Origin of the sequence: Prescottella agglutinans (genome assembly GCF_004011865.1) — a bacterium.
In the GTDB taxonomy this organism is placed as follows: Bacteria; Actinomycetota; Actinomycetes; order Mycobacteriales; family Mycobacteriaceae; genus Prescottella; species Prescottella agglutinans.
In genome coordinates, this window is sequence record NZ_RKLP01000009.1 from 250,066 (window position 1) to 271,821 (window position 21,756).

General features: G+C 68.9%; 21 protein-coding genes and 1 tRNA gene. 18 read left to right on the forward strand and 4 right to left on the reverse strand.

Annotated features, from left to right (window positions below; all coding sequences use genetic code 11):
* The first annotated feature begins 62 nt into the window (after positions 1–62).
* Positions 63–1,100, forward strand: coding sequence for a TIGR03617 family F420-dependent LLM class oxidoreductase (locus EGT67_RS18100; RefSeq protein ID WP_127917473.1), 1,038 nt, complete (start codon positions 63–65; stop codon positions 1,098–1,100).
* Between the two features lie 22 nt (positions 1,101–1,122).
* The gene (locus EGT67_RS18105; RefSeq protein ID WP_127917474.1) at positions 1,123–2,382 is read left to right on the forward strand and encodes a hypothetical protein; all 1,260 of its coding nucleotides are present in this window, start codon (positions 1,123–1,125) and stop codon (positions 2,380–2,382) included.
* Between the two features lie 62 nt (positions 2,383–2,444).
* On the opposite strand, the gene EGT67_RS18110 is transcribed toward EGT67_RS18105, so the two are convergent.
* The 3 genes from EGT67_RS18110 to EGT67_RS18120 form a co-directional block, all read right to left on the reverse strand.
* Positions 2,445–2,517, reverse strand: a tRNA-Arg gene (locus EGT67_RS18110).
* Positions 2,518–2,701: 184 nt separating this feature from the next.
* Positions 2,702–3,427, reverse strand: coding sequence for a DUF305 domain-containing protein (locus EGT67_RS18115; RefSeq protein ID WP_127917475.1), 726 nt, complete (start codon positions 3,425–3,427; stop codon positions 2,702–2,704).
* Between the two features lie 10 nt (positions 3,428–3,437).
* The gene (locus tag EGT67_RS18120; protein ID WP_127917476.1) at positions 3,438–4,337 is read right to left on the reverse strand and encodes a DUF3105 domain-containing protein; all 900 of its coding nucleotides are present in this window, start codon (positions 4,335–4,337) and stop codon (positions 3,438–3,440) included.
* Between the two features lie 167 nt (positions 4,338–4,504).
* Here EGT67_RS18120 and argS point away from each other — a divergent pair, with 167 nt between their 5' ends.
* The 8 genes from argS (at position 4,505) to prfA (ending at position 14,934) form a co-directional block, all read left to right on the forward strand.
* Positions 4,505–6,157, forward strand: a complete 1,653-nt coding sequence (gene argS / locus EGT67_RS18125; protein ID WP_127917477.1) for an arginine--tRNA ligase — start codon at positions 4,505–4,507, stop codon at positions 6,155–6,157.
* Positions 6,154–7,575: a diaminopimelate decarboxylase gene (gene lysA, locus EGT67_RS18130; RefSeq protein WP_127917478.1), complete on the forward strand. Its 1,422-nt coding sequence runs from the start codon at positions 6,154–6,156 to the stop codon at positions 7,573–7,575. Before argS ends, lysA begins: the two co-directional genes overlap by 4 nt.
* Positions 7,572–8,885 carry a homoserine dehydrogenase gene (locus EGT67_RS18135; protein ID WP_127917479.1) on the forward strand — a complete coding sequence of 438 codons (1,314 nt, stop codon included), beginning with the start codon at positions 7,572–7,574 and terminating at the stop codon, positions 8,883–8,885. The genes lysA and EGT67_RS18135 overlap by 4 nt, the downstream gene beginning before the upstream one ends.
* Positions 8,882–9,973, forward strand: coding sequence for a threonine synthase (gene thrC / locus EGT67_RS18140; RefSeq protein WP_127917480.1), 1,092 nt, complete (start codon positions 8,882–8,884; stop codon positions 9,971–9,973). The genes EGT67_RS18135 and thrC overlap by 4 nt, the downstream gene beginning before the upstream one ends.
* 35 nt (positions 9,974–10,008) lie before the next feature.
* Complete coding sequence (gene thrB / locus EGT67_RS18145) at positions 10,009–10,941, forward strand: homoserine kinase (protein ID WP_127917481.1); 933 nt, start codon at positions 10,009–10,011, stop codon at positions 10,939–10,941.
* A gap of 326 nt (positions 10,942–11,267) precedes the next feature.
* Positions 11,268–13,313 (forward strand): transcription termination factor Rho, encoded by a 2,046-nt coding sequence (gene rho, locus EGT67_RS18150; RefSeq protein WP_127917482.1) that lies wholly within the window; start codon positions 11,268–11,270, stop codon positions 13,311–13,313.
* 160 nt (positions 13,314–13,473) lie between these two features.
* Entirely contained in the window at positions 13,474–13,707 is a 234-nt protein-coding gene (gene rpmE / locus EGT67_RS18155) for a 50S ribosomal protein L31 (protein ID WP_127917483.1), read from the forward strand.
* A gap of 147 nt (positions 13,708–13,854) precedes the next feature.
* Complete coding sequence (gene prfA, locus EGT67_RS18160; RefSeq protein ID WP_127917484.1) at positions 13,855–14,934, forward strand: peptide chain release factor 1; 1,080 nt, start codon at positions 13,855–13,857, stop codon at positions 14,932–14,934.
* 6 nt (positions 14,935–14,940) lie between these two features.
* Here prfA and EGT67_RS18165 read toward each other — a convergent pair whose 3' ends face one another.
* A complete protein-coding gene (locus EGT67_RS18165) occupies positions 14,941–15,348 on the reverse strand; it encodes an amidohydrolase (RefSeq protein ID WP_127917485.1) in 408 nt (135 codons plus the stop codon).
* A 141-nt stretch (positions 15,349–15,489) separates the two neighbouring features.
* Here EGT67_RS18165 and prmC point away from each other — a divergent pair, with 141 nt between their 5' ends.
* The 8 genes from prmC to EGT67_RS18205 all read left to right on the forward strand — a co-directional run bounded on the left by prmC (position 15,490) and on the right by EGT67_RS18205 (position 21,719).
* Positions 15,490–16,383 (forward strand): peptide chain release factor N(5)-glutamine methyltransferase, encoded by an 894-nt coding sequence (gene prmC / locus EGT67_RS18170; protein WP_127917486.1) that lies wholly within the window; start codon positions 15,490–15,492, stop codon positions 16,381–16,383.
* Between the two features lie 33 nt (positions 16,384–16,416).
* Positions 16,417–17,079: an L-threonylcarbamoyladenylate synthase gene (locus EGT67_RS18175; protein ID WP_127917487.1), complete on the forward strand. Its 663-nt coding sequence runs from the start codon at positions 16,417–16,419 to the stop codon at positions 17,077–17,079.
* Positions 17,080–17,142: 63 nt separating this feature from the next.
* Positions 17,143–18,321 carry a glycosyltransferase family 4 protein gene (locus tag EGT67_RS18180; protein WP_127917488.1) on the forward strand — a complete coding sequence of 393 codons (1,179 nt, stop codon included), beginning with the start codon at positions 17,143–17,145 and terminating at the stop codon, positions 18,319–18,321.
* Positions 18,322–18,363: 42 nt separating this feature from the next.
* Positions 18,364–18,828: a Cg1360 family ATP-synthase-associated protein gene (locus EGT67_RS18185; RefSeq protein WP_127917489.1), complete on the forward strand. Its 465-nt coding sequence runs from the start codon at positions 18,364–18,366 to the stop codon at positions 18,826–18,828.
* A gap of 389 nt (positions 18,829–19,217) precedes the next feature.
* Positions 19,218–19,997: a F0F1 ATP synthase subunit A gene (atpB, locus tag EGT67_RS18190; protein WP_206612429.1), complete on the forward strand. Its 780-nt coding sequence runs from the start codon at positions 19,218–19,220 to the stop codon at positions 19,995–19,997.
* 70 nt (positions 19,998–20,067) lie between these two features.
* Positions 20,068–20,319: an ATP synthase F0 subunit C gene (locus EGT67_RS18195; RefSeq protein ID WP_127917491.1), complete on the forward strand. Its 252-nt coding sequence runs from the start codon at positions 20,068–20,070 to the stop codon at positions 20,317–20,319.
* Positions 20,320–20,328: 9 nt separating this feature from the next.
* Positions 20,329–20,889, forward strand: coding sequence for a F0F1 ATP synthase subunit B (locus EGT67_RS18200; protein WP_127917492.1), 561 nt, complete (start codon positions 20,329–20,331; stop codon positions 20,887–20,889).
* Between the two features lie 5 nt (positions 20,890–20,894).
* Positions 20,895–21,719 (forward strand): F0F1 ATP synthase subunit delta, encoded by an 825-nt coding sequence (locus tag EGT67_RS18205; RefSeq protein ID WP_127917493.1) that lies wholly within the window; start codon positions 20,895–20,897, stop codon positions 21,717–21,719.
* Positions 21,720–21,756 lie beyond the last annotated feature (37 nt).

Consider the following 21,756-nt stretch of genomic DNA (forward strand, 5'->3'; position numbering starts at 1 on the left):
GGCCGCGGGCGTACTCACCGTGCCGCCGCGAAATCCGGCAATTCGACGGGTAGAACGGACGGATGAAGGTCTACACGGGAACCGATGCCGCCATCGATCCGACCGCGGTCGCCGACTTCGCCCGTCGCGCGGAGGCGGCCGGGTACGACGGTCTGCACGTCTCGGAGACCGTCCACGATCCGTTCCTCCTCGCGCTCCTGGCACTGCAGGCCACCGAACGGATCGTCGTCCGCACGTCGGTGGCGCTGGCGTTCGTGCGCAGTCCCTTGCTGACCGCGTACACGGCGTGGGACCTCTCGAAGCTGTCGGGCGGGCGCTTCCACCTCGGACTCGGCAGCCAGATCCGTCAGAACATCGAGGAGCGGTACGCGATGGAGTGGTCCGCGCCCGCGGCCCGCATGCGCGAGTACGTCGGTGTGGTGCGCGCGGCGTTCGAGACCTTCCGCACCGGCGAACTCGTTGCCTACGAGGGGGACCGATACCGGTTCACCAGGATGCAGCCGTACTTCAATCCCGGACCCGACCACGACACCGCGGTCCCGCCGATCTACCTCGGCGGCGTCGGCAGACGGATGTGCCACGTCGCAGGAGAGGTGGCCGACGGGTTGGTCACGCACCCCACCAACTCCGATCCGCGGTATCTCGCCGACGAGTGCCTGCCGGTGCTGGCCGAGGGTGCCTCCGCGGCCGGGCGTTCGCTCGACGGCTTCGACGTGGTCGCGGGACTGCAGGTGATCGCCGGGGCGACCGACGCGGACGTGGCCGTGGAGCGGGAACGGCGACGCCGCCTCTTCGCCTTCCTGTACTCGACGCCCGCGTACCGAGGTGCCCTGGAGCGTCACGGATTCCCGGACCTGCAGGAGCAGTTGGCCGCCCTGGTGCGACGCGACGAGTGGGACCGGCTGCGGTCGGTGGTCACCGACGACGTCCTCGCCGAGATCGTGCCCACCGCGCGATACGACGAACTGGCCGAGGTGATTCGGCGACGACTCGACGGCGTGGCGGACGGGTTTCGTCCGGCCGTCACCCTCGCATTGCCGGAGAATCCCGACCACGACCGGTGGATGGCCGGTGTGGTCGCCGAACTGCAGGCGGGATAGCCGCACAGGGGAGGAGAGCAGGGTGGTTCGTCTCGCTCGGATCGCGGGGGTCGTGGCCGCGCTACTCGGTGGGGTGCTCGCCGGCCGGGTTCTGTGGTCGCCACTGCCCGACGACTACGTCAGGACCGAGAGCGCGCTTCCCGCGGTGCTGGTCGCGAACGGGGCGGCCGTCGCGTGTGCGGCGGTCGTCGGACTGCTGGTCACGGTGGCGTTGACGCGCCGACGCTCGATGGCGCTGGTCGCGAGCGTCGCCGTCGCGGGGCTGCTGCTCCTCGCACTGCCGGAGTTGGTGCAGTACCCGGGCGAGCCCGCCGCGCTGCTGTACTCGAATGCCGTTGCCGCCGGACTGGTCCTGGGGGGTGTGTCGCCGCTGGCGGCCCGCGACGCGAGCAGCCAGGGCGCCCTCGCCGTCGGTGCGCTCGGCGCGTTCCTGCTGTCGGGCGCCGTCGTCGACCTGCGCAGGTTCGGTGCGGGCGACACCGGTTGGGCCGCGTACACCGCGCTGTCCGAAGCGGAACCCACGGGCGTCGTCGGCCTGTGGCCCGCGGTCGTGGCCGCGGCGATCGTGGTCGTGGCGGCCTTCGCCGATCGTCGACCGTCGTGGTCCGCCCGCGTCGACACACGGTGGCTCGCAGTCGCTCTCGCCCTACCGGTCGGCGCCTTCGTCGCCAACTGGGTCCTGATGGAGTCGGGGGCGCAGCCGCAATGGTGGTACCCGTATGTAGGCCTGACGGTGGCGCTCGTCGCCTGGATCGCCTGGCGACTACCGGGGGCCGACGGGCGGGTGATCTTCGCGGGGACGGCGGTCCTCGCCGCGGCCACCGGAGGCGTCCCCGCCACGCCCACGAACTGGTGGACCCTCGCCATCCCCTCGGCCTTGATCGTCGCCGGTGTCGTGGTGGGCATCCGATGGCCGGTCCCGGCGGTCGGGTTCGTGCTCCTCGCCGCGACGGCCGCTGCCTCCGTGGCGAACCCCGATCAGTGGGACGTCCCGGCGATCGCGTACCTGCTCGTGCTGCCTGCCGCGGCCGGGTACGTCATCGGGGCCTGCCTTCCCACGTCCGCTCCCGCGGCGACCGTCGGGCTGTCGCTCCCGTTCACCGTCGGGATCCCGGGCGCCGCGGCGGCCGCCTGGACGATCGGTGAGCGATACCTGGACCACGCGTCGGTTTTCGAGGAGCAGGCCACGGTCTCGGTGCCCGCCGCTGTCGTTGCCGTCGCGGTGGTCGTCGTGTGCGGTGTCGGCGCGTGGGGACTCGACCTGCGGTCCGGGGCACGCTGAATCGGATTCGGTCCGGAAAAGGCCGAAGGCCCCACTCTCGAACGAGAGTGGGGCCTTCCCGGTGCCCCCGGCAGGATTCGAACCTGCGGCCTTTCGCTCCGGAGGCGAACGCTCTATCCCCTGAGCTACGGGGGCGCACCGTGATTTCCGGTGTGCCAGTGGGCGGAGTTAGCGTAGCGCATTGTCGGCGATCATCCACATCGCCTGGTAGATGGGCGTTTTTCGCGTCGCGCCGAGACGGTGGGCCACGAGGATCGAACGAGGCCGGGCGGCGCCCCCGCTGGGGAGCGCCGCCCGGCGACGAGTCGCGGCAGACCGACTAGTTCATCGGCAGCGGCGCCGCGCCGCGCTCGGCGAGCATGCCGGTCATCAGCGTCGATTCACCCTGCTGCGTCTCGACCATCGTCTTCGCCAGGTTGCGGACCGCGGGAACGTCCGCGTACTGCGCGCCGTACTCCATCATCGGCAGCCCGCCCTGATGATGGCGCAGCATCAACTGCAGGAACATCACGTCGAGATCGCGGCCCGACGCCTGACCCAGCGCCGACATCTCGTCCGGCGTCGCCATACCCGGCATCTTGCCGGGGTCGTGCGCCGCCGGCGTCGCGGTCCCGGTCGCGGCGTGACCCGAATGGCCGCCGTGACCGTCCGCCTCGGACATCCAGGTCATGTACCCGCCGGTCGGCAGCGGTGCGCGGTCCCACAACGCCAGCCAGCCCTGCATCTGCCCCACCTGGTTCTGCTGTGTCGTGAGGATGTCGTACGCGAGGTTCTTCACGGCCGGATCGCTTGACTTGGTTAGCGCGATCGTGGCCATGTCGATCGCCTGGTTGTGGTGCACCGTCATGTCCTGCGAGAACCCGACGTCGACCGAATCGGCTGCGGGAGCGGCAGATTCGCCGTCGTCGATCGGGAGGCGCGCGAAGAACCCGAGCGCGAACCCGATGGCGAGGACGCCGATCAGCCCGACGACCGCGAGCGCGGTGCGCTGGCTGCGCTTACTCGGTTGTACCTCGTTCGAGGTCTGTGTCTCGATCTCGGTCATGTTGCGTCCGTCAGCCGTTTCCGCCGGCGCCAGGCTGCGGTGCGCCCGCCGGGAGCTGCATGTCGGTCGGGAGGCCCGCGGCGCCGCCGAGCTCGCTGCTGTCAGGCGCGATGCCGCCGCCGTCCATCGGCACGGCGTCCGGGCCCGGAGCGCTCGCATCGAACGGCGGCGGGTTCTTGGGATCGAACGAGTCGGGGATCGTCGAGCAGCTCGCGCCGACCTCGGGGTACGCGTAGCGGTTCAGGCGCAGCGCGGTGATGAACTGGTCGATGCGCTTGTCGTCGGCGCTGTCCAGCTTGAGCTGGTGGCCCCACGACTGCAGCGAGATCGGGGTGTCGAGGCCCGGGTACGGCGACATCAGCATGTAGCCGGAGTTGTCCTCGACCCGGTTGGCGAGCTGCTGACGCTGATCGTCGCTGACCTTGTCGGGGTTGTAGGCGATCCAGATGGCGCCGTGCTCGAGCGAATGGACGGCGTTCTCGCTACGGATCGGATCCGCGTAGACGGTGCTCATGCACGTGGCCCAGATCGCGTCGTGCGGCCCTCCGAACGGGGGCGTCTGATCGTAGGCGACGCGCTGCGTCGGCTGGATGTGCACGCCGGCCGGGTAGTCGACCTTCACGACGCCGTCGATCCCGGTCGACGGATCCTGGTTGGATTCGGACGGCGCGAACTTGTCCGCCTCCGTCTTGGCCTGGTATTTCGGCACCAGGTTGACGGCGAGGACGGCGATGAGAGCGACGACCGCCACCACGGCGCCGATGGTCAACCAGGGCAGCTGGCGCGGCGTGCCACCTCCGCGCTTGGACGCGGGCACGCCACCCTGCTTCTTGGCCGCCTTGATGGCCTTGGCTGACTTGGCCCCCGTTTTACTGCTGCCGGGACCGCGATTTTCCGAACCGCTGGGCATCGATGAGTGCTCTTTCGGTGATTGGACAAGGGCGTCCCCGAGGGGTAATGCGCCTCGTGGGCTCAATCACTGTACGTTCCGAGCCTGAGGGAAACCTGGGAGAGGCCGATCCTGGTAATCGGCACTGGTTATCCGGCCCGGGGCTTCACGCAATAAGATGGACTCCTGTGACTCCAGCCGACCTTGCCGAACTGCTCCGAGGAACCGCCGCGAAGGTGCTCGCCGAGCACGGACTCGACGTTTCCGTACTGCCCGCGACGCTCACAGTCGAGCGTCCCCGCAACCCCGAGCACGGTGACTACGCCACCAACGTGGCGATGCAGGTCGCCAAGAAGGCCGGCACCAACCCGCGCGATCTCGCCACGTGGCTGGCGGCGGCTCTCACCGCAGCCGACGGCATCGAGTCGGCCGAGGTCGCGGGCCCGGGCTTCCTCAACATCCGCCTCGCCGCCGACGCGCAGGGCGCGATCGTCGCGAAGGCGCTCACGGAGGGTGCGGCCTACGGCGCGGGCGACTCGCTCGCCGGCAAGCGCATCAACCTCGAGTTCGTCTCGGCGAACCCCACCGGCCCCATCCACCTCGGTGGCACCCGCTGGGCGGCGGTCGGCGACGCCCTCGGCCGGATCCTCACCACGCAGGGCGCGGACGTGACCCGCGAGTACTACTTCAACGACCACGGCGCCCAGATCGACCGCTTCACGCGCTCGCTGATCGCCGCGGCCAAGGGTGAGCCGGCCCCCGAGGACGGCTACGCCGGCGACTACATCGTCGACATCGCCGCCGAGGTGCAGAAGCAGGCGCCCGGCGCGCTCGACCTCCCCGAGGCAGAGCGTCACGAGACCTTCCGGTCCATCGGCGTCGAGCTGATGTTCGCGCACATCAAGCGCACCCTGCACGAGTTCGGTGTCGACTTCGACGTCTACTTCCACGAGAACTCGCTGTTCGAGTCCGGAGCGGTGGAGAAGGCTGTCGAGACCCTCAAGGACTCCGGCAAGCTCTACCACGAGGACGGCGCATGGTGGCTCAAGAGCACCGACTTCGGTGACGACAAGGACCGCGTCGTCATCAAGTCCGACGGCAACGCCGCCTACATCGCCGGCGACATCGCCTACGGCCAGGACAAGCGTGCCCGCGGCTTCGACCTGTGCATCTACATGCTCGGCGCCGACCACCACGGCTACATCGGTCGCCTCAAGGCCGCCGCGGCCGCGTTCGGCGACGACCCGGACACCGTCGAGGTCATGATCGGTCAGATGGTCAACCTTGTCCGCGGCGGCGTCGCCGTGAAGATGAGCAAGCGTGCCGGCACCGTCATCACGCTCGACGACCTCGTCGAGGCCATCGGCGTCGACGCCTCCCGCTACGTGCTGGTGCGCTCCTCGGTGGACCAGAGCATCGACATCGACCTCGAACTGTGGACCAGCACCAGCAACGAGAACCCGGTGTACTACGTCCAGTACGCCCACGCGCGCCTGTGCTCGATCGCGCGTAACGCCGCGGACCTGGGCCTCAGTGCCGAGAACCCGAATCTGGGCCTGCTCACGCACGACCGCGAGGGCGACCTGATCCGCACGATCGGCGAGTACCCGCGCGTCGTCGCCAAGGCCGCCGAACTGCGTGAGCCGCACCGCATCGCGCGGTACCTCGAGGAGCTCGCCGGCACCTACCACCGCTTCTACGACGCGTGCCGCATCCTGCCGCAGGGCGACGAGGAGGCCACCGACCTGACCACCGCGCGCCTGGCGCTGTGCGACGCGTCGCGTCAGGTCCTTGCCAACGGCCTCGAGCTGCTCGGCGTCAGCGCACCGGAGCGGATGTGAACGCGCACCCCGCCGGACCCCGGCACGCCGAGATCCAGCACGCCCCCGGGCTGCCCCCGCGTCCGGTGACGTCGTCCGAGATGACGACGCTGCCCGCGCAGGTGTGGCCGCGCGGGGCCGAGCGCGGCGAGGACGGCGTCGTCCGCCTCGCCGGCGTCCCGGTCACCGAACTCGCCGAGACGTACGGCACCCCGCTGTTCGTGATCGACGAGGACGACTTCCGCTCCCGCTGCCGCGAGATGGCGAGTGCGTTCGGTGGCGCCGAGCGCGTGCACTACGCGTCCAAGGCATTCCTGTCCGCGGAGATCGCCCGCTGGGTGCGCGACGAGGGCCTGTCGATGGATGTCGCGTCCGGCGGTGAACTCGCCGTGGCGCTGCACGCAGGCTTCCCGGCCGAGCGGATCACGATGCACGGCAACAACAAGTCCGTCGCCGAGCTCGAGACCGCGGTCACGGCCGGCGTCGGGCACATCGTGCTCGACTCGATGGTCGAGATCGACCGCCTCGCCGAGGTCGCGGCCCGCCACGGCATCGTGCAGGACGTCCTCATCCGCATCACCGTCGGTGTCGAGGCCCACACGCACGAATTCATCGCGACCGCCCACGAGGACCAGAAGTTCGGCTTCTCGCTGTCCGGCGGCAAGGCCATGGCAGCCGTCGGTCGGGTCTTCGCGACCGACAACCTGCGCCTGGTCGGTCTGCACAGCCACATCGGTTCGCAGATCTTCGAGGTCGACGGCTTCGAGTTGGCGGCGCACCGCGTGATCGGCCTGATGCGCGAGATCGTGGACCGGTTCGGCGCCGAGAAGACGGCGCAGCTGTCGATCGTCGACCTCGGTGGCGGCCTCGGCATCTCGTACCTGTCGAGCGACAACCCGCCCCCGGTCGACGAGCTCGCCGCCAAGCTCACGCACATCGTGGCGACCGAGTCGAAGGCCGCAGGCCTGCCGGTCCCGACGCTCATGGTCGAGCCCGGCCGCGCCATCGCGGGCCCCGGCACCGTCACGCTGTACGAGGTCGGCACCATCAAGGACGTCACGCTCGACGCCGGCGCGACCCGCCGCTACATCAGCGTCGACGGTGGAATGAGCGACAATATCCGCACGTCGCTGTACCAGGCGGAATACGATGCCCGTCTGGTCTCGCGCGACAGTGACGGCGAGCCGGTGGTCGCGCGTGTCGTGGGCAAGCACTGCGAGAGTGGTGACATCGTCATCCGCGACGCGTGGATGCCGGATGATCTCGGTCCCGGGGACTTGCTCGCTGTCGCCGCGACCGGCGCGTACTGCTACTCGATGTCGAGCCGGTACAACCTGCTCACGCGACCCGCGGTGGTCGCGGTGCGGGACGGTGCTTCGCGCCTAATCTTGCGTAGGGAAACTGTGGAAGATCTGCTCAGCTTGGAGGTTACGGAGTGACCAGCGAATCGGCGCAGCGCGCCATCGGGGTGGCTGTTCTCGGCCTCGGGACCGTGGGCAGCGAGGTGGCCCGGATCATCCGGGAACACTCGTCGGACCTCGAGGCCCGAGTCGGTGCACGCCTGGAACTGCGGGGTGTGGCTGTGCGCCGCATCGACGGAGATCGCGGCGTGCCGCAGGAACTGCTGACGACCGACGCCGAGGCGTTGGTGACACGCGACGACGTCGACGTCGTCGTCGAGGTGATCGGCGGCATCGAGTTGCCACGCAAGTTGGTGCTCGCCGCGCTCAACGCCGGCAAGTCGGTCGTCACCGCGAACAAGGCGCTGCTCGCCGAGTACACCGGTGAGCTGGCCGAGGCGGCGGAGCGCGAGAGCGTCGACCTGTACTTCGAGGCGGCGGTCGCCGGCGCGATCCCCGTGATCCGTCCGCTGACGCAGTCGCTCGCCGGTGACCGGGTCGACCGTGTGCTGGGCATCGTGAACGGCACCACCAACTTCATCCTGTCCGCGATGGACGAGACCGGCGCCGACTACGCCGAGACGCTCGCCGAGGCCGGACGCCTGGGCTACGCCGAGGCCGACCCCACCGCCGACGTCGAGGGCTTCGACGCCGCGTCGAAGGCCGCGATCCTCGCGTCGATCGCCTTCCACACCCGCGTCACCGCCGGCGACGTGTACCGCGAGGGCATCTCGAAGATCTCCGCCGCGGACCTCGACGCCGCCAAGTCGCTCGACTGCACCATCAAGCTGCTGTCGATCTGCGAGCGGATCGTGGACGGGGACGGCAGCGAGCGCGTCTCCGCGCGCGTGTACCCGGCCCTCGTCCCGCGCGAGCACCCGCTCGCCGGCGTGAACGGCGCGTACAACGCGGTCGTGGTCGAGTCGGCCAACGCCGGTCGGCTGATGTTCTACGGCCAGGGCGCCGGCGGCGCCCCCACCGCGTCCGCCGTCATGGGTGACCTGGTCATGGCCGCCCGCAACAAGGTGCACGGCGGGCGCGGTCCGCGCGAGTCCAAGTACGCGGACCTGGCCATCGCGCCGATGGGGGACATCCCGACCCGCTACTACGTCAACATGCAGGTGGCCGACCGGGCCGGCGTGCTCTCGGCGGTCTCCGCCGAGTTCGCCAAGCGCGGCGTCAGCATCTCCACCGTCCGCCAGGAGGGCGCCGGCGACGGCGCACGCCTGGTGGTCGTCACCCACCTCGCGACCGACGCGGCTCTGGCGGAAACGGTTGCCGCCCTTGCCGAACTCGAATCTGTAACCGCTGTGACCAGCGTGCTCCGACTGGAAGGTACCTCCGAATGACCGCGGCCGAGAAGAAGACCACCCCCGTCCACACCCCGTGGCCGGGACTGATCGAGGCCTACCGCGACCGGCTCGCGATCGGACCGAACTGGAAGACCGTCACGCTGCGTGAGGGCGGCACGCCGCTGCTGCCGGCCGCGCACCTGTCCGAGCTCACCGGGTGCGACGTGTACCTCAAGGTGGAGGGCCTCAACCCGACCGGTTCGTTCAAGGACCGCGGCATGACGATGGCCGTCACCGACGCCCTGGCCCGCGGCCAGCGTGCCGTGCTGTGCGCGTCCACCGGCAACACCTCGGCCTCCGCGGCCGCGTACGCCGCGGTCGCCGGCATGGGCTGCGCCGTGCTGGTCCCGCAGGGCAAGATCGCGATGGGCAAGCTCGCGCAGGCCGTCATGCACGGTGCGCGAATCATCCAGGTGCAGGGCAACTTCGACGACTGCCTCGAGCTGGCGCGCAAGACCACCGCGGAGTTCCCGACGATCGGTCTGGTCAACTCCGTGAACCCGGTCCGCATCGAGGGCCAGAAGACCGCCGCGTTCGAGATCTGCGACGCGCTCGGCAAGGCCCCCGACGTGCACGCGCTGCCCGTCGGCAACGCCGGCAACATCACCGCCTACTGGCGCGGCTACTCCGAGTACTACGCCGACGGCATCACCTCGGTGCGTCCGCGGATGCTCGGTGTCCAGGCCGCCGGCGCGGCGCCGCTGGTCCAGGGTGCCCCGGTCAAGGATCCGGAGACCATCGCGACCGCGATCCGCATCGGTGCGCCCGCGTCGTGGGACGGTGCCATGGCCGCCAAGGAGGAGTCGAACGGTGCGTTCCGCGCCGCCACCGACGAGGAGATCCTCGAGGCGTACCGCCTGATCGCCGCGACCGAAGGTGTCTTCGTCGAGCCGGCGTCCGCAGCGAGCGTCGCCGGTCTGCTCGCCGCCCGCAAGGAGGGCTGGCTGGACTCGGGTCTGACCGTCGTGTGCACCGTTACCGGCAACGGGCTCAAGGACCCGGATACGGCTCTCGCGGGTATGCCTGCCGTGCAGCCGATTCCGGTCGATCCCGTTGCGGTGGCGTCGGCCCTCGAGCTGGCGTAGTGACCACGACTCCGGACACGGCAGTGGACCAGACGATGACTCAGACCCTCCCCACCGGACTCACGGTGACCGCGCGTGTACCCGCGTCGAGCGCGAATCTCGGACCGGGATTCGACACGCTGGGTCTCGCGCTCGGTCTGTACGACGAGATCACTGTCACGACCACGGATTCGGGTCTGACGATCCGAGTCGAGGGCGAAGGTGCCGACGACGTGCCGTGGGGTCCGTCCCACCTCGTCGTCCGGGCCATCGAGCGGGGCCTCGAGGCCGCCGGCCTGTGGGCCGACGGCCTGGACGTGGTGTGCCGGAACGTCATTCCCCACTCGCGGGGACTCGGTTCGTCGGCGTCGGCGGCGGTCGGTGGCCTGGCCGCCGCCAACGGCCTGGCGCGGAAGGCGGCGCCCGAGTTGGCGCTGACCGACGCCCAGTTGGTGCAGCTGTCGTCCGAGTTCGAAGGCCACCCCGACAACGCCGCCGCGAGCGTCCTCGGCGGCGTGGTCGTGTCCTGGAGCGAGACCGAGGTCGACGACGAGTCGCAGCGTCTCTACAACGCGGTGCGGTTGCCGGTCCACCCGGACATCCGGGTCGTGGCACTCGTCCCCTCGGAGCGGTCGTCGACCGCGCTGACCCGGGGGCTGCTGCCCGAGACCGTGCCGCATCGCGACGCGGCGTTCAACGTCAGCCGCGGCGCGCTCGCGGTGGTCGCGCTCACGCAGCGTCCCGATCTGCTGATGACCGCGACCGAGGACAAGCTGCACCAGGCGCAGCGCGCGCCGGCGCTGCCGCTGACGACGCGGTGGATCGCGAAGCTGCGCGAGGCCGGGATCGCGGCCACCGTCTCGGGTGCCGGTCCGACCGTGCTGGCACTGTCCGACCAGCCGTTCCCGGACGGTCTCCGCCGCGACGCCGAGCAGGACGGACTGCGAGTCCTCGAGCTCGAGATCGCCGACGGCGTGCAGGTGAACTGAATCGGACGCGCTCAGGATTGGTTACCGGCCGGTTCTTGCCGAGTAGGGCATTCGCCGCTATCCTGAGCGTGTCCGTACATCGTGCGCTTCAGACGCCGGTGCTTCACCAGGGCGATCACTCCATTTCTTCGGGGTATACCTGGCATGATCCTCACGCAATTCTCTGCGTTGATCGATCGACAGCACTCGCCTTCTCGGGTGATGTGATGGGGGACAAGCCGAAATTCCATCCAGCGGATACGGCACATCCGAGTTCAGTTGTCGACTGAACTGCGGGACGAACCCTCGACTTTGCGCAGCGCGAGCGAGGGAAGGAAAGGACCTCCGTGACCGATACGGACCTGATTGCCACGCCTGTTCAAGATTCCCCGGCAGAGGCCGCGGGTGCCCGGGCTGGTAATCCTCCACAGACTTCTGACGCTGCACCGCGCGAGGGCGCGGTCGCCGCGTCGACCAAGCGCGCCGATGCCCGTCGTGGCGCCGGACTCTCCGGAATGGTGCTCGCGGAGCTTCGTTCGCTCGCGGGCGAACTCGGTATCAAGGGCACCTCGGGGATGCGCAAGGGCGATCTGATCGCCGCGATCAAGGAGCGGCAGGGCGGCGGCGCCGCCAAGTCCGCGAACGGCACGCCGGCGCCCGCCGCCGAGGCGCCTGCCGTGGAGAAGTCGGCCGCGCGCAAGGAGCAGGCCGCATCTGCGCCTGCCGACGCCGACACGCAGGACGCCGACGCCGACCAGTCGCCGCGCCGGGCCCGTCAGCGCCGCGGGGCGTCCCGCCGCGCGGGTGCCCCCGAGCAGGCGGGTGCGGATTCCGCAGACACCGCGTCGACCAGCACCGCGACCGAGGCCGCGCCGGCCGAGAGCCGCGCCTCCGAGGTCAAGGACGGCGAAGCCAAGCAGGGCGAATCGCGCGAGCAGGGCAAGGACCAGCAGGCCGACGAGCGCGGCGGCCGTCGCGAGCGCGGCGAGCGCGGCGACCGTGGTGAGCGCGGTGAGCGTGGCCAGGGCGGCGACCGTGGCGACCGCGGTGACCGTGGCGACCGTGGTGACCGTGGCGACCGTGGCCAGGGCGGCAACGGCCCGCGCGGCGAGGGCCGCGGCGAGCGCCGGGACGGCGACGACGAAGAGGGCGGTCGCGGACGTCGCGGACGTCGCTTCCGCGAGCGTCGTCGTGGTCGTGACCGCGGCGAGGCGGGCGAGGGCCGCGAGCCCGAGATCCGCGAGGACGACGTCCTGCAGCCCGTCGCCGGCATCCTCGACGTCCTCGACAACTACGCGTTCGTGCGGACCTCCGGCTACCTGGCCGGCCCGAACGACGTGTACGTCTCGATGAACCTCGTGCGCAAGAACGGCCTGCGCCGCGGTGACGCGATCACCGGTGCGGTGCGCGTCCCGCGCGAGGGTGAGCAGAGCAACCAGCGGCAGAAGTTCAACCCGCTGGTCCGCCTGGACACCGTCAACGGCCACGATCCCGAGGCGGCGCGCAAGCGTCCGGAGTTCAACAAGCTCACGCCGCTGTACCCGAACCAGCGTCTGCGCCTCGAGACCACGCCGAACATCCTGACGACGCGCGTGATCGACCTGGTCATGCCGATCGGCAAGGGGCAGCGTGCGCTGATCGTGTCGCCGCCGAAGGCCGGTAAGACCACCGTCCTGCAGGACATCGCGAACGCGATCTCGGTCAACAACCCCGAGTGCTACCTGATGGTCGTCCTGGTCGACGAGCGTCCGGAAGAGGTCACCGACATGCAGCGGTCGGTGAACGGCGAGGTCATCGCCTCGACGTTCGACCGCCCGCCGGCCGATCACACCTCGGTCGCCGAGTTGGCGATCGAGCGCGCGAAGCGTCTGGTGGAGGCCGGCCGTGACGTCGTGGTGCTGCTCGACTCGATCACCCGACTGGGCCGCGCCTACAACAACTCGTCGCCGGCGTCCGGACGCATCCTGTCCGGTGGTGTCGACTCGACCGCGCTGTACCCGCCCAAGCGTTTCCTGGGCGCCGCGCGCAACATCGAGAACGGCGGCTCGCTGACGATCATCGCCTCCGCCCTGGTGGAGACCGGATCGACCGGCGACACCGTGATCTTCGAGGAGTTCAAGGGCACCGGCAACGCCGAGCTCAAGCTCGACCGCAAGATCGCTGAGCGTCGGGTGTTCCCGGCCGTCGACGTCAACCTGTCGAGCACCCGCAAGGACGAGCTCCTGATGAGCCCCGACGAGTTCGCGGTCGTGCACAAGCTGCGGCGCGTGCTGTCCGGTCTGGACAACCACCAGGCGATCGACCTGCTCGTCGACCGGCTCAAGAAGAGCAAGAGCAACGTCGAGTTCCTCATGACCGTCTCGAAGACGGCCCCGGGCTCGCTCGCGGACTGACGTCCGTTCGTCACCGGGTGGGAATCTTCCCGCCCGGTGACGTGTTTAGGAGAATGCACCGGCGATCTGGCAGAATGATCGACCGCGTGACAACTATGTCCGGTTCCGGTTCACGGCCTCGAACGGCGAGGTCGACCCGGCGGCCATTGAAAGGGACACCATGAAGGCTGGAATCCACCCCGAATACGTTGCGACCACCGTCGTGTGCGGTTGCGGCAACACGTTCGAGACCCACAGCACCGCGCAGAGCGGACGGATCACCGTCGAAGTTTGCTCGCAGTGCCACCCGTTCTACACCGGCAAGCAGAAGATCCTCGACACCGGCGGACGCGTCGCTCGCTTCGAGGCTCGCTACGGCAAGCGTGCCCCCAAGAAGGCCGCTGCCGACCAGTAGCTGCCCCGCCGACGCCCGTCCTGCGAACCGCAGGCCGGGCGTCGGCTTTTTTGTGCCGTCCCCGAACCCCGCTTTGCGCGCTTGCCGCCGTTCGGAGGGCCTCGACAACACCGACAAGTGCGCGAATCGCGGAAACAGGAGCCAACCATGGCAGGGACGACGCAGCCGTCGGCGATCGACGACATCCTGGCCGAGCACGCGGGTCTGGAGCAGCAACTCGCTGATCCGGCGTTGCACAACGATCCGGCAGCGGCGCGCAAGGCGGGTAAGCGCTTTGCCGAACTCGCACCTGTCATGGCCACCTATGCCAAGCTCACGGCCGCGCAGGAGGACCTCGAAGCGGCCCGTGAACTGGCCGCCGACGATTCCGCTTTCGCCGCCGAGGTTCCGGTCCTCGAGGAGACGGTGGCCGAACTCGACAAGACGCTCACCGATCTGCTCGCCCCGCGTGACCCGCACGACGCCGACGACGTCGTGCTCGAACTCAAGTCCGGTGAGGGCGGCGAGGAGTCCGCGCTGTTCGCCTCCGATCTCGCGCGCATGTACGTCCGGTACGCGGAGCGCGCCGGGTGGCGTGTCGAGATCCTCGACGCCACCGTGTCCGACCTCGGCGGCTACAAGGACGCGACGATCTCGATCAAGTCGAAGGGCGACGTCCGTGACGGCGTCTGGTCGCGCCTCAAGTTCGAGGGCGGCGTGCACCGCGTGCAGCGCGTTCCGGTGACGGAGTCGCAGGGCCGCGTCCACACCTCGGCGGCGGGTGTCCTGATCTACCCCGAGCCCGAAGAGGTCGAGGAGGTGCAGATCGACGAGACCGACCTGCGCATCGACGTCTATCGGTCGTCGGGCAAGGGCGGCCAGGGCGTCAACACCACCGACTCCGCGGTCCGTATCACCCACCTGCCGACGGGCATCGTCGTGACCTGCCAGAACGAGCGCTCACAGCTGCAGAACAAGGCTCGCGCCATGCAGGTGCTCGCGGCGCGACTGCAGGCCGCTGCGGAGGAAGCCGCGGATGCCGAGGCGTCCGCCGGCCGCCAGAGCCAGATCCGCACGGTCGACCGCTCGGAGCGCATCCGCACCTACAACTTCCCCGAGAACCGCATCACCGATCACCGCATCGGGTTCAAGGCGCACAACCTCGATGCCGTGCTCGACGGCGACATGGGCGCCCTGCTCGACGCCCTCGGCCAGGCCGACCGGGAGGCCCGCCTCGCCGCGGAGTGAGCGGCGTCAGGGCACGACGGTCGTCGCGACACCGCCCTGCACGAGGACGCACGGCTGGCCGGCGCCGTTCGTGTAGACACCGTCGAGGACGGTGACGACGGTGCCGGGGCCGGTGTCGGCAACGAACTCGGCCCGGCTGCCGGTGTTGGTGAGTGTGGCGATGCCGTTGGCGCCGGTGCTGGTGTTCGTCCAGACGACCCGGCCCCCGCCGGCCGGCGGGCCTTCGGGGACGCTGATCAGGAGTCGACCGCCCGGTAGGGGAGTGGCGTCGGCCGGGGCCATCCCGTTGGGGCAGATGGCAGGGGCGGGTTGCACGTTGAACGGCGCGGCGAGCGCGATCGCCGGTCCGATCGACACGGTGGCAGTGGTGAGAAATGCGGCGGCGAGAACGCGGGCCGCGGTGGCGGAGAACATGGGACGTTCCTTAGTCCGACCTCGGTCTGACGATATTCAGACCGGTCGCATTTTATCTCCGATGGGCGCCCGAAAGACGGGACGCAAGCCGACCGGCACCTATCCGTGCTGTGTCCGTGACCCACGTGGCAGGCTGTACCCGTGAGTCGACAACCTCTCCGCCTGGCCATCATCGAGGCAGCCGCCGAGTTGGAACGGGCGGGGGTTCCCTCGGCCCGCGTGGACGCCGAACTGCTCGCCGCGCACCTGCTCGGCGTGGAACGTACCCGACTGGGCCTAGTGCCGCTCGTCGATCCGTCGGTCATCGAGGAGTACCGCGCACTGGTCGCCCGCCGCGCGGAGCGAATCCCACTGCAGTACATCACCGGTTCGACGGCGATGGGCAACATCTCGCTCGAGGTGGGGCCCGGGGTGTTCGTGCCGCGCCCGGAGACCGAGCTGCTGCTCGCGTGGGCGCTCGCCGAGCTCGAGGCGTGCGGCCGACGTGCGCCGGTGGTGATCGACCTGTGCACCGGATCCGGGGCGCTCGCCCTCGCGATCGCGCACGCCCGCCCCGACGCCGTCGTGCACGCCGTGGAACTCGAACCGCGCGCGCTGGCGTGGGCCCGCCGCAACGCCGATCGTCGCGGGGCGGCCGGGGATACCCCGATCAACCTGGTGCAGGGCGACGTCACCGACCGCGGTCTGCTGACCGCACTCGAGGGCGGCGTCGACCTGATCGTGTCCAATCCGCCGTACATCCCGGAAGGCGCGGTGCTCGATCCCGAGGTCGCCGATCACGATCCGCACTCGGCGCTGTTCGGCGGCGCCGACGGTCTGTCCGTGATCAAGCCCATGATCAACAACATCGCGAGGTGGCTGCGAATCGGCGGCGTCGTCGGCATCGAGCACGACGACACCAACGGTTCACAGGTCGCGGAGTTGTTCCGGTCCCGTCGCGTGTTCGGTCACGTGGTCGAGCATCCGGACCTCGCGGGCCGTCCCCGTTTCGTCGTGGCGCAGCGCGTCGCGACGGATGTCGAGGCGGCGCGATGACGGCGGCTCGAACGTGAGTGCAAGGATGGGGGAGTGAGCACTGTCTACGACTGCAAGGATCCCGACAACCGCGAAGCAGGACTGACCGCCGCGAAGAACGCCCTCAAGGCCGGTCGGCTCGTCGTCCTCCCGACGGACACCGTGTACGGCCTGGGCGCCGACGCGTTCGACGGCGATGCCGTCGCGAGCCTGCTGCGCGCGAAGGGTCGCGGTCGTGACATGCCGGTACCCGTCCTGGTCGGCTCGTGGACCACGATCGACGGTCTCGTCTACTCGGTCCGCCCGCAGGCCCGGGACCTCATCAAGGCGTTCTGGCCCGGTGGACTGAGCGTCGTTGTGCAGCAAGCGCCTTCGCTCGCGTGGGATCTCGGTGACAGCCGCGGCACCGTCATGCTCCGGATGCCGCTGCACCCGGTCGCGCTCGACCTGCTGCGCGAGGTGGGGCCGATGGCGGTCTCGAGCGCGAACATCTCGGGACGACCCGCGGCCACGACCGTGGACGAGGCGAGGGACCAGTTGGGCGGTGCGGCCAGCGTCTACCTCGACGGTGGACCGGCCACGCATGCCGTCGCCTCGACGATCGTCGACCTCACCGCGGACGAGCCGCGGATCCTGCGCGAGGGTGCCGTCGCCGCGACCGACGTCGCCGAGGTGCTCGGCGTCACCGTCGAGAGCCTGCTCCCGGAGGGGAAGTGACCGTGATCGAACGCGTCGCCCTCAATCACCTCGGTGGGCTGACGTGCCGGTAGCGTCGTCGAGGTGAGTTCTGCGGATACGGCGGTGCTGGCGCTCGCCCAGGGAGGAAACGGGGCCGGTGTCCCGCTGCGTGAACTGCTGCTGGTGCTGTTCACGGCGGCTGTGGTCACGTTCCTCGGGACCGGTGCGGTCCGGGTGGTCGCCATCCGGTTCGGGGCCGTTGCGGTGCCGCGCGATCGCGACGTGCACGTCCAGCCCATACCGCGACTGGGCGGCGTCGGCATGTACATCGGCATGCTCGTCGCGCTGCTCTTCGCGCAGCAACTCCCCGCCCTGACCCGCGGGTTCGAGTTCACCACCGACATCAGTGCCGTGCTGGTCGCGGGTTTCGTGATCGTGCTCGTCGGCATCATCGACGACCGTTGGGGGCTCGACGCCCTCACCAAGTTCGTCGGTCAGGTCACCGCGGCCGGAATCCTCGCGGTGATGGGGGTGAGCTGGTACATCATCTACCAGCCCTTCGGTGACACCACCGTGATCCTCGATCAACTCCAGGCGGGTCTGGTGACCGTCGCGGTGACGGTCGTGATGATCAACGCGATGAACTTCGTCGACGGACTCGACGGTCTGGCCGCCGGGCTGGGTCTCATCGCCTCGCTCGCGATCTGTGCCTTCTCGGTGGGGCTGCTGCACGACCAGGGCGGCGACGTCAGTGCATATCCACCGGCGATGATCGCGGCCGCGCTCGCCGGCGCCTGCCTCGGCTTCCTGCCGCACAATTTCCAGCCCGCGCGGATCTTCATGGGCGACTCGGGGTCGATGCTGATCGGTCTGACCCTGGCCGCCGTGTCGACGAGCGCATCGGGCCGGATCAGTCTGAGCGCGTACGGATCCCGTGACCTGTTGGGTCTGCTCACGCCGCTCCTGCTCGTCAGTGCCGTCATGTTCATCCCGATCCTCGACCTGTTGCTCGCGATCGTCCGGAGGACGCGGGCCGGCGTCAGCCCGTTCAGCCCCGACAAGATGCATCTGCACCACCGGTTGATGCAGATCGGTCACTCGCACCGGCGCGTGGTCCTGCTGATCTACTTGTGGGTCGGTGTTCTCGCATTCGGCGCAGTCGGTTCGGCGCTCATCGACCGGCGTGTGGTCGTCCTACTGGTCGCGGCGGGGCTGGTGTTCGCGCTCGTGGTGACGGCGGTGCCGTCGTGGCGGGGGCTGCAGCAGGATCGCCGCCGGTAGCGAACGGCGGCGGCAGAGGCCCTCCACCGGTGTTCCTCTAACCTGGGTTCCGTGACTTCGACGCCAGAGCCGTATTCCTCCGATCCCACCGCTGCACTCCGTCGCGGGCTCCGTTACGGAGTCCTCGGTCTGCTCGCGCTCGCGGTCGTCAGTGCGATCATCGCGAGCCTGTTCGCCGGTACGGCCGGATTGTGGGGTGCGCTGCTCGGTGCCGCGGTCGGCGGCGGATTCATCCTGTGCACGGCGCTGGCCGTGCTGCTGACCGCGAAGCTGCCGGCGGTGACGGCGGGTGCGGTGCTGCTCGGAAGCTGGCTGCTGAAGATGATCCTGGCGATCACGGTGCTCGCGATCCTCGATCCGCTCGATTTCTACAACCGTCAGGCGATGGTGATCGTGATCGTGCTGTCGCTCGTGATCGTGCTGGGCGCCGAGACCTACGGTGTGCTGCAGACGAAGGTTCCGTACGTGACGCCGACCGAATCCGACGAGGATTCGGGGACGGCCTGACGGGTCCCGGGCATCGATTCCTGGAACATGTTCCAAAGTTCTGGGGTACCCCGTCTACACAACGTCGTAGATGTCTTGATAGTCTCTGGTCCAAGCAAGTGCGCAGATGCCGGGAAAGTCCAGATGGCCCGGCGTCCCGGTAGCGCTTGCAGGCGACCGAGGCTGTCGGAGTTGCCCGGATTTCAGATTCGGGTGGGACCGCCCTCTAGTTGCCGAGTCGACGACAGTCGCCGACACCGACAGACGCCAGGACGGGTTCGCCCGAGTCTCCAGCTGCTGACGAATACGCGAGCCGACCTGGTCGACTTGTTAGATCGTCAATGTCCGATCGAACCGCAGACAGCGATGCCTGCGGCCGACTACGGGAGAGACCGCTGAGCGTCACCTTCATGGCCGCGGGTGAATATCATCCGCCGTCACTCGATGATTTCTACCCGCCCGCAGTGCTGTTCGAGGGCACCGCCTTCGAGCTCGACCGTCTGATGCTGATCCGTCTGCTGATGTCGGGTCTGGTCGCACTGTTCTTCATCATCGCGATGCGTAGCCCGAAGATCGTTCCGCGCGGTGTCCAGAATGTCGCCGAGTACGCGCTCGATTTCGTTCGGATCAACATCGCCGAAGAGATCCTCGGCAAGGAACAGGGCAAGCGCTTCCTGCCGGTCATCACGACCATCTTCTTCATCGTGTTGGCCAGCAATATCGCGAGTGTCACGCCTTTCTTGAACATCTCGCCGAACGCGCGAATCGGTATGCCACTCGTGCTCGCTGCGCTGGCATACATCACGTTCAACTACGTGGGCATCAAGAAGTACGGCTTCTTCAAGTACGTCAAGTCGAGCGTCGTGGTCCCGGGCGTGCCGCTGCCGCTGCACTTCCTGCTGATTCCGATCGAGTTCCTCTCGACCTTCGTGCTCCGGCCGTTCACCCTGATGGTCCGACTCATGGCCAACATGCTGGCCGGGCACATCCTGCTGGTGCTCTTCTTCAGCGCCACGCAGTACTTCTTCTTCACCTCCGGTGGGTTCCAGGCGATCTTCGGCGTGCCGTCGATCATCGCCGGCGTCGCGATGACGTTCTTCGAACTCCTGGTGATCGGCCTGCAGGCATACGTGTTTGCACTGCTCACCGCGGTGTACATCGACCTGGCACTCCACGCCGACTCGCACTGACCAGTCACATCGATAGACCTGCCCCATTCGCCGACCGGCGGTGGGCAACAGAAAGGGAACGGAACACCAAATGAGCGTTGCGCTTCAGGCAGTCGAGATCCTCGCGCAGGAAGAGACCAAGTTCAAGGGTCTCGGCGCTGTCGGCTACGGTCTCGCAGCCATCGGCCCCGGCATCGGCGTGGGTATCGTCGTCGGTAAGGCGATCGAGGGCATGGTCCGTCAGCCCGAGATGGCCGGACAGGTTCGCACCACGATGTTCCTCGGTATCGCGTTCACCGAGGCCCTGGCGCTGATCGGTCTCGTCGCCGGCTTCATCTTCTAAGAACACACCATGTCAACCACCATCGCATTGCTCGCGGCCGAGGGGGAGGAACACAACCCCCTCCTGCCCGCGACGTATGACATCACTTGGTCGATCGTTGCCCTGGTGGTCGTCGGGTTCGTCTTCTGGAAGTTCGTTCTTCCGATGTTCCAGAAGGTTCTCGCCGAGCGCACCGAGCAGATCGACGGCGGCATCAAGCGTGCCGAAGAGGCTCAGGCCGAGGCCAAGGCCGCGCTGGAGCAGTACCATGCCCAGCTCGCCGAGGCTCGCACCGAGGCCGCACAGATCCGCGAGGAAGCACGTACTCAGGGCCAGCAGATCATCGCTGAGATGAAGGCACAGGCTCAGGAGGAAAGCGACCGCATCGTCGCCGCCGGTCACAGCCAGCTGGTCGCACAGCGCCAGCAGATCGTGACCGAGCTGCGGGCCGACCTCGGCAAGACCGCGGTCGACCTGGCCGAGAAGGTCATCGGTGAGTCGCTGGCCGACGACGTCAAGCGCGCCGGAACGGTCGATCGCTTCCTCAACGAGCTGGACGCAGTCAGCGCCGATTCCGCAGCAGGAAAGTGAGCACCATGTACGCAGCGAGCCGTGAAGCCCTGACGCAGACCCGTGCTGCGCTCACCGCGGCGTTGGATTCCGTTTCCCCCGGCGCGGCCACTGCGGCCGCGGCGCAGGCCGGATCCGAGCTGTTCTCGGTGGTCGAGGTTCTCGACGGCCAGCGCACTCTCCGGAGTGCGCTCGCCGACGCGTCCACGTCCGCCGCTGCTCGACAGGGCCTGGCCCGCCAGGTGTTCTCGGGGAAGGTCGGCGCCGAGGCGCTGGCAGCCCTCGAGACCGCCGCGGGCCAGGACTGGTCGGCTTCGGCGGATCTGCTGAACTCGCTGGTCACGGTCGGACGTGAGTCCCTGCTTCGTGCCGCGGCGGATCAGAACCAGAGCGACACGGTCGAGGACGAGCTCTTCCGCCTCGGCCGCATCGTTGCCGGAAATCCGCAGCTGGAGCAGGCCCTTTCGGATCGTTCGACGCCCGTCGCCGGCAAGCGCGAGCTGCTGTCGAAGCTGCTGTACGGCAAGGTCACCGCGATCACGGAGGCCCTCGCCATCCAGGCCGTGGGTCGCCTGCGGACCGCTCCCGCGGACGCGCTCGACGAGCTGTCGGCCCTGGCCGCGGCTCAGCGAGACAAGGCCGTTGCGCACGTGCGTAGCGCCTCTGCGTTGTCGAGTGAGCAGGTCGAGCGGCTCGCGGCGACGCTGACCCGCACCTACGGCAAGCCCGTCACCGTGCACGTGGAGGTCGAACCGACCCTCCTCAGCGGCATGGTCGTCCGGGTGGGCCACGAGGTCATCGACGGGAGCGCGGCCGGTCGCCTCGCTGCCCTGCGGAAGACCTTCAAGTAGCCGACGACCGAACACATACTCCCGATCTTTTCGAAGA

What these genes read in the sequence shown, in the direction of transcription:
- EGT67_RS18100 (WP_127917473.1), top strand. Translation starts at nt 63, where the DNA reads ATGAAGGTCTACACGGGAACCGATGCCGCCATCGATCCGACCGCGGTC.
- EGT67_RS18115 (WP_127917475.1), bottom strand. Translation starts at nt 3,427, where the DNA reads ATGACCGAGATCGAGACACAGACCTCGAACGAGGTACAACCGAGTAAG.
- EGT67_RS18120 (WP_127917476.1), bottom strand. Translation starts at nt 4,337, where the DNA reads ATGCCCAGCGGTTCGGAAAATCGCGGTCCCGGCAGCAGTAAAACGGGG.
- thrC (WP_127917480.1), top strand. Translation starts at nt 8,882, where the DNA reads ATGACCGCGGCCGAGAAGAAGACCACCCCCGTCCACACCCCGTGGCCG.
- thrB (WP_127917481.1), top strand. Translation starts at nt 10,009, where the DNA reads ATGACTCAGACCCTCCCCACCGGACTCACGGTGACCGCGCGTGTACCC.
- rpmE (WP_127917483.1), top strand. Translation starts at nt 13,474, where the DNA reads ATGAAGGCTGGAATCCACCCCGAATACGTTGCGACCACCGTCGTGTGC.
- prfA (WP_127917484.1), top strand. Translation starts at nt 13,855, where the DNA reads ATGGCAGGGACGACGCAGCCGTCGGCGATCGACGACATCCTGGCCGAG.
- EGT67_RS18165 (WP_127917485.1), bottom strand. Translation starts at nt 15,348, where the DNA reads ATGTTCTCCGCCACCGCGGCCCGCGTTCTCGCCGCCGCATTTCTCACC.
- atpB (WP_206612429.1), top strand. Translation starts at nt 19,218, where the DNA reads ATGGCCGCGGGTGAATATCATCCGCCGTCACTCGATGATTTCTACCCG.
- EGT67_RS18195 (WP_127917491.1), top strand. Translation starts at nt 20,068, where the DNA reads ATGAGCGTTGCGCTTCAGGCAGTCGAGATCCTCGCGCAGGAAGAGACC.
- EGT67_RS18200 (WP_127917492.1), top strand. Translation starts at nt 20,329, where the DNA reads ATGTCAACCACCATCGCATTGCTCGCGGCCGAGGGGGAGGAACACAAC.
- EGT67_RS18205 (WP_127917493.1), top strand. Translation starts at nt 20,895, where the DNA reads ATGTACGCAGCGAGCCGTGAAGCCCTGACGCAGACCCGTGCTGCGCTC.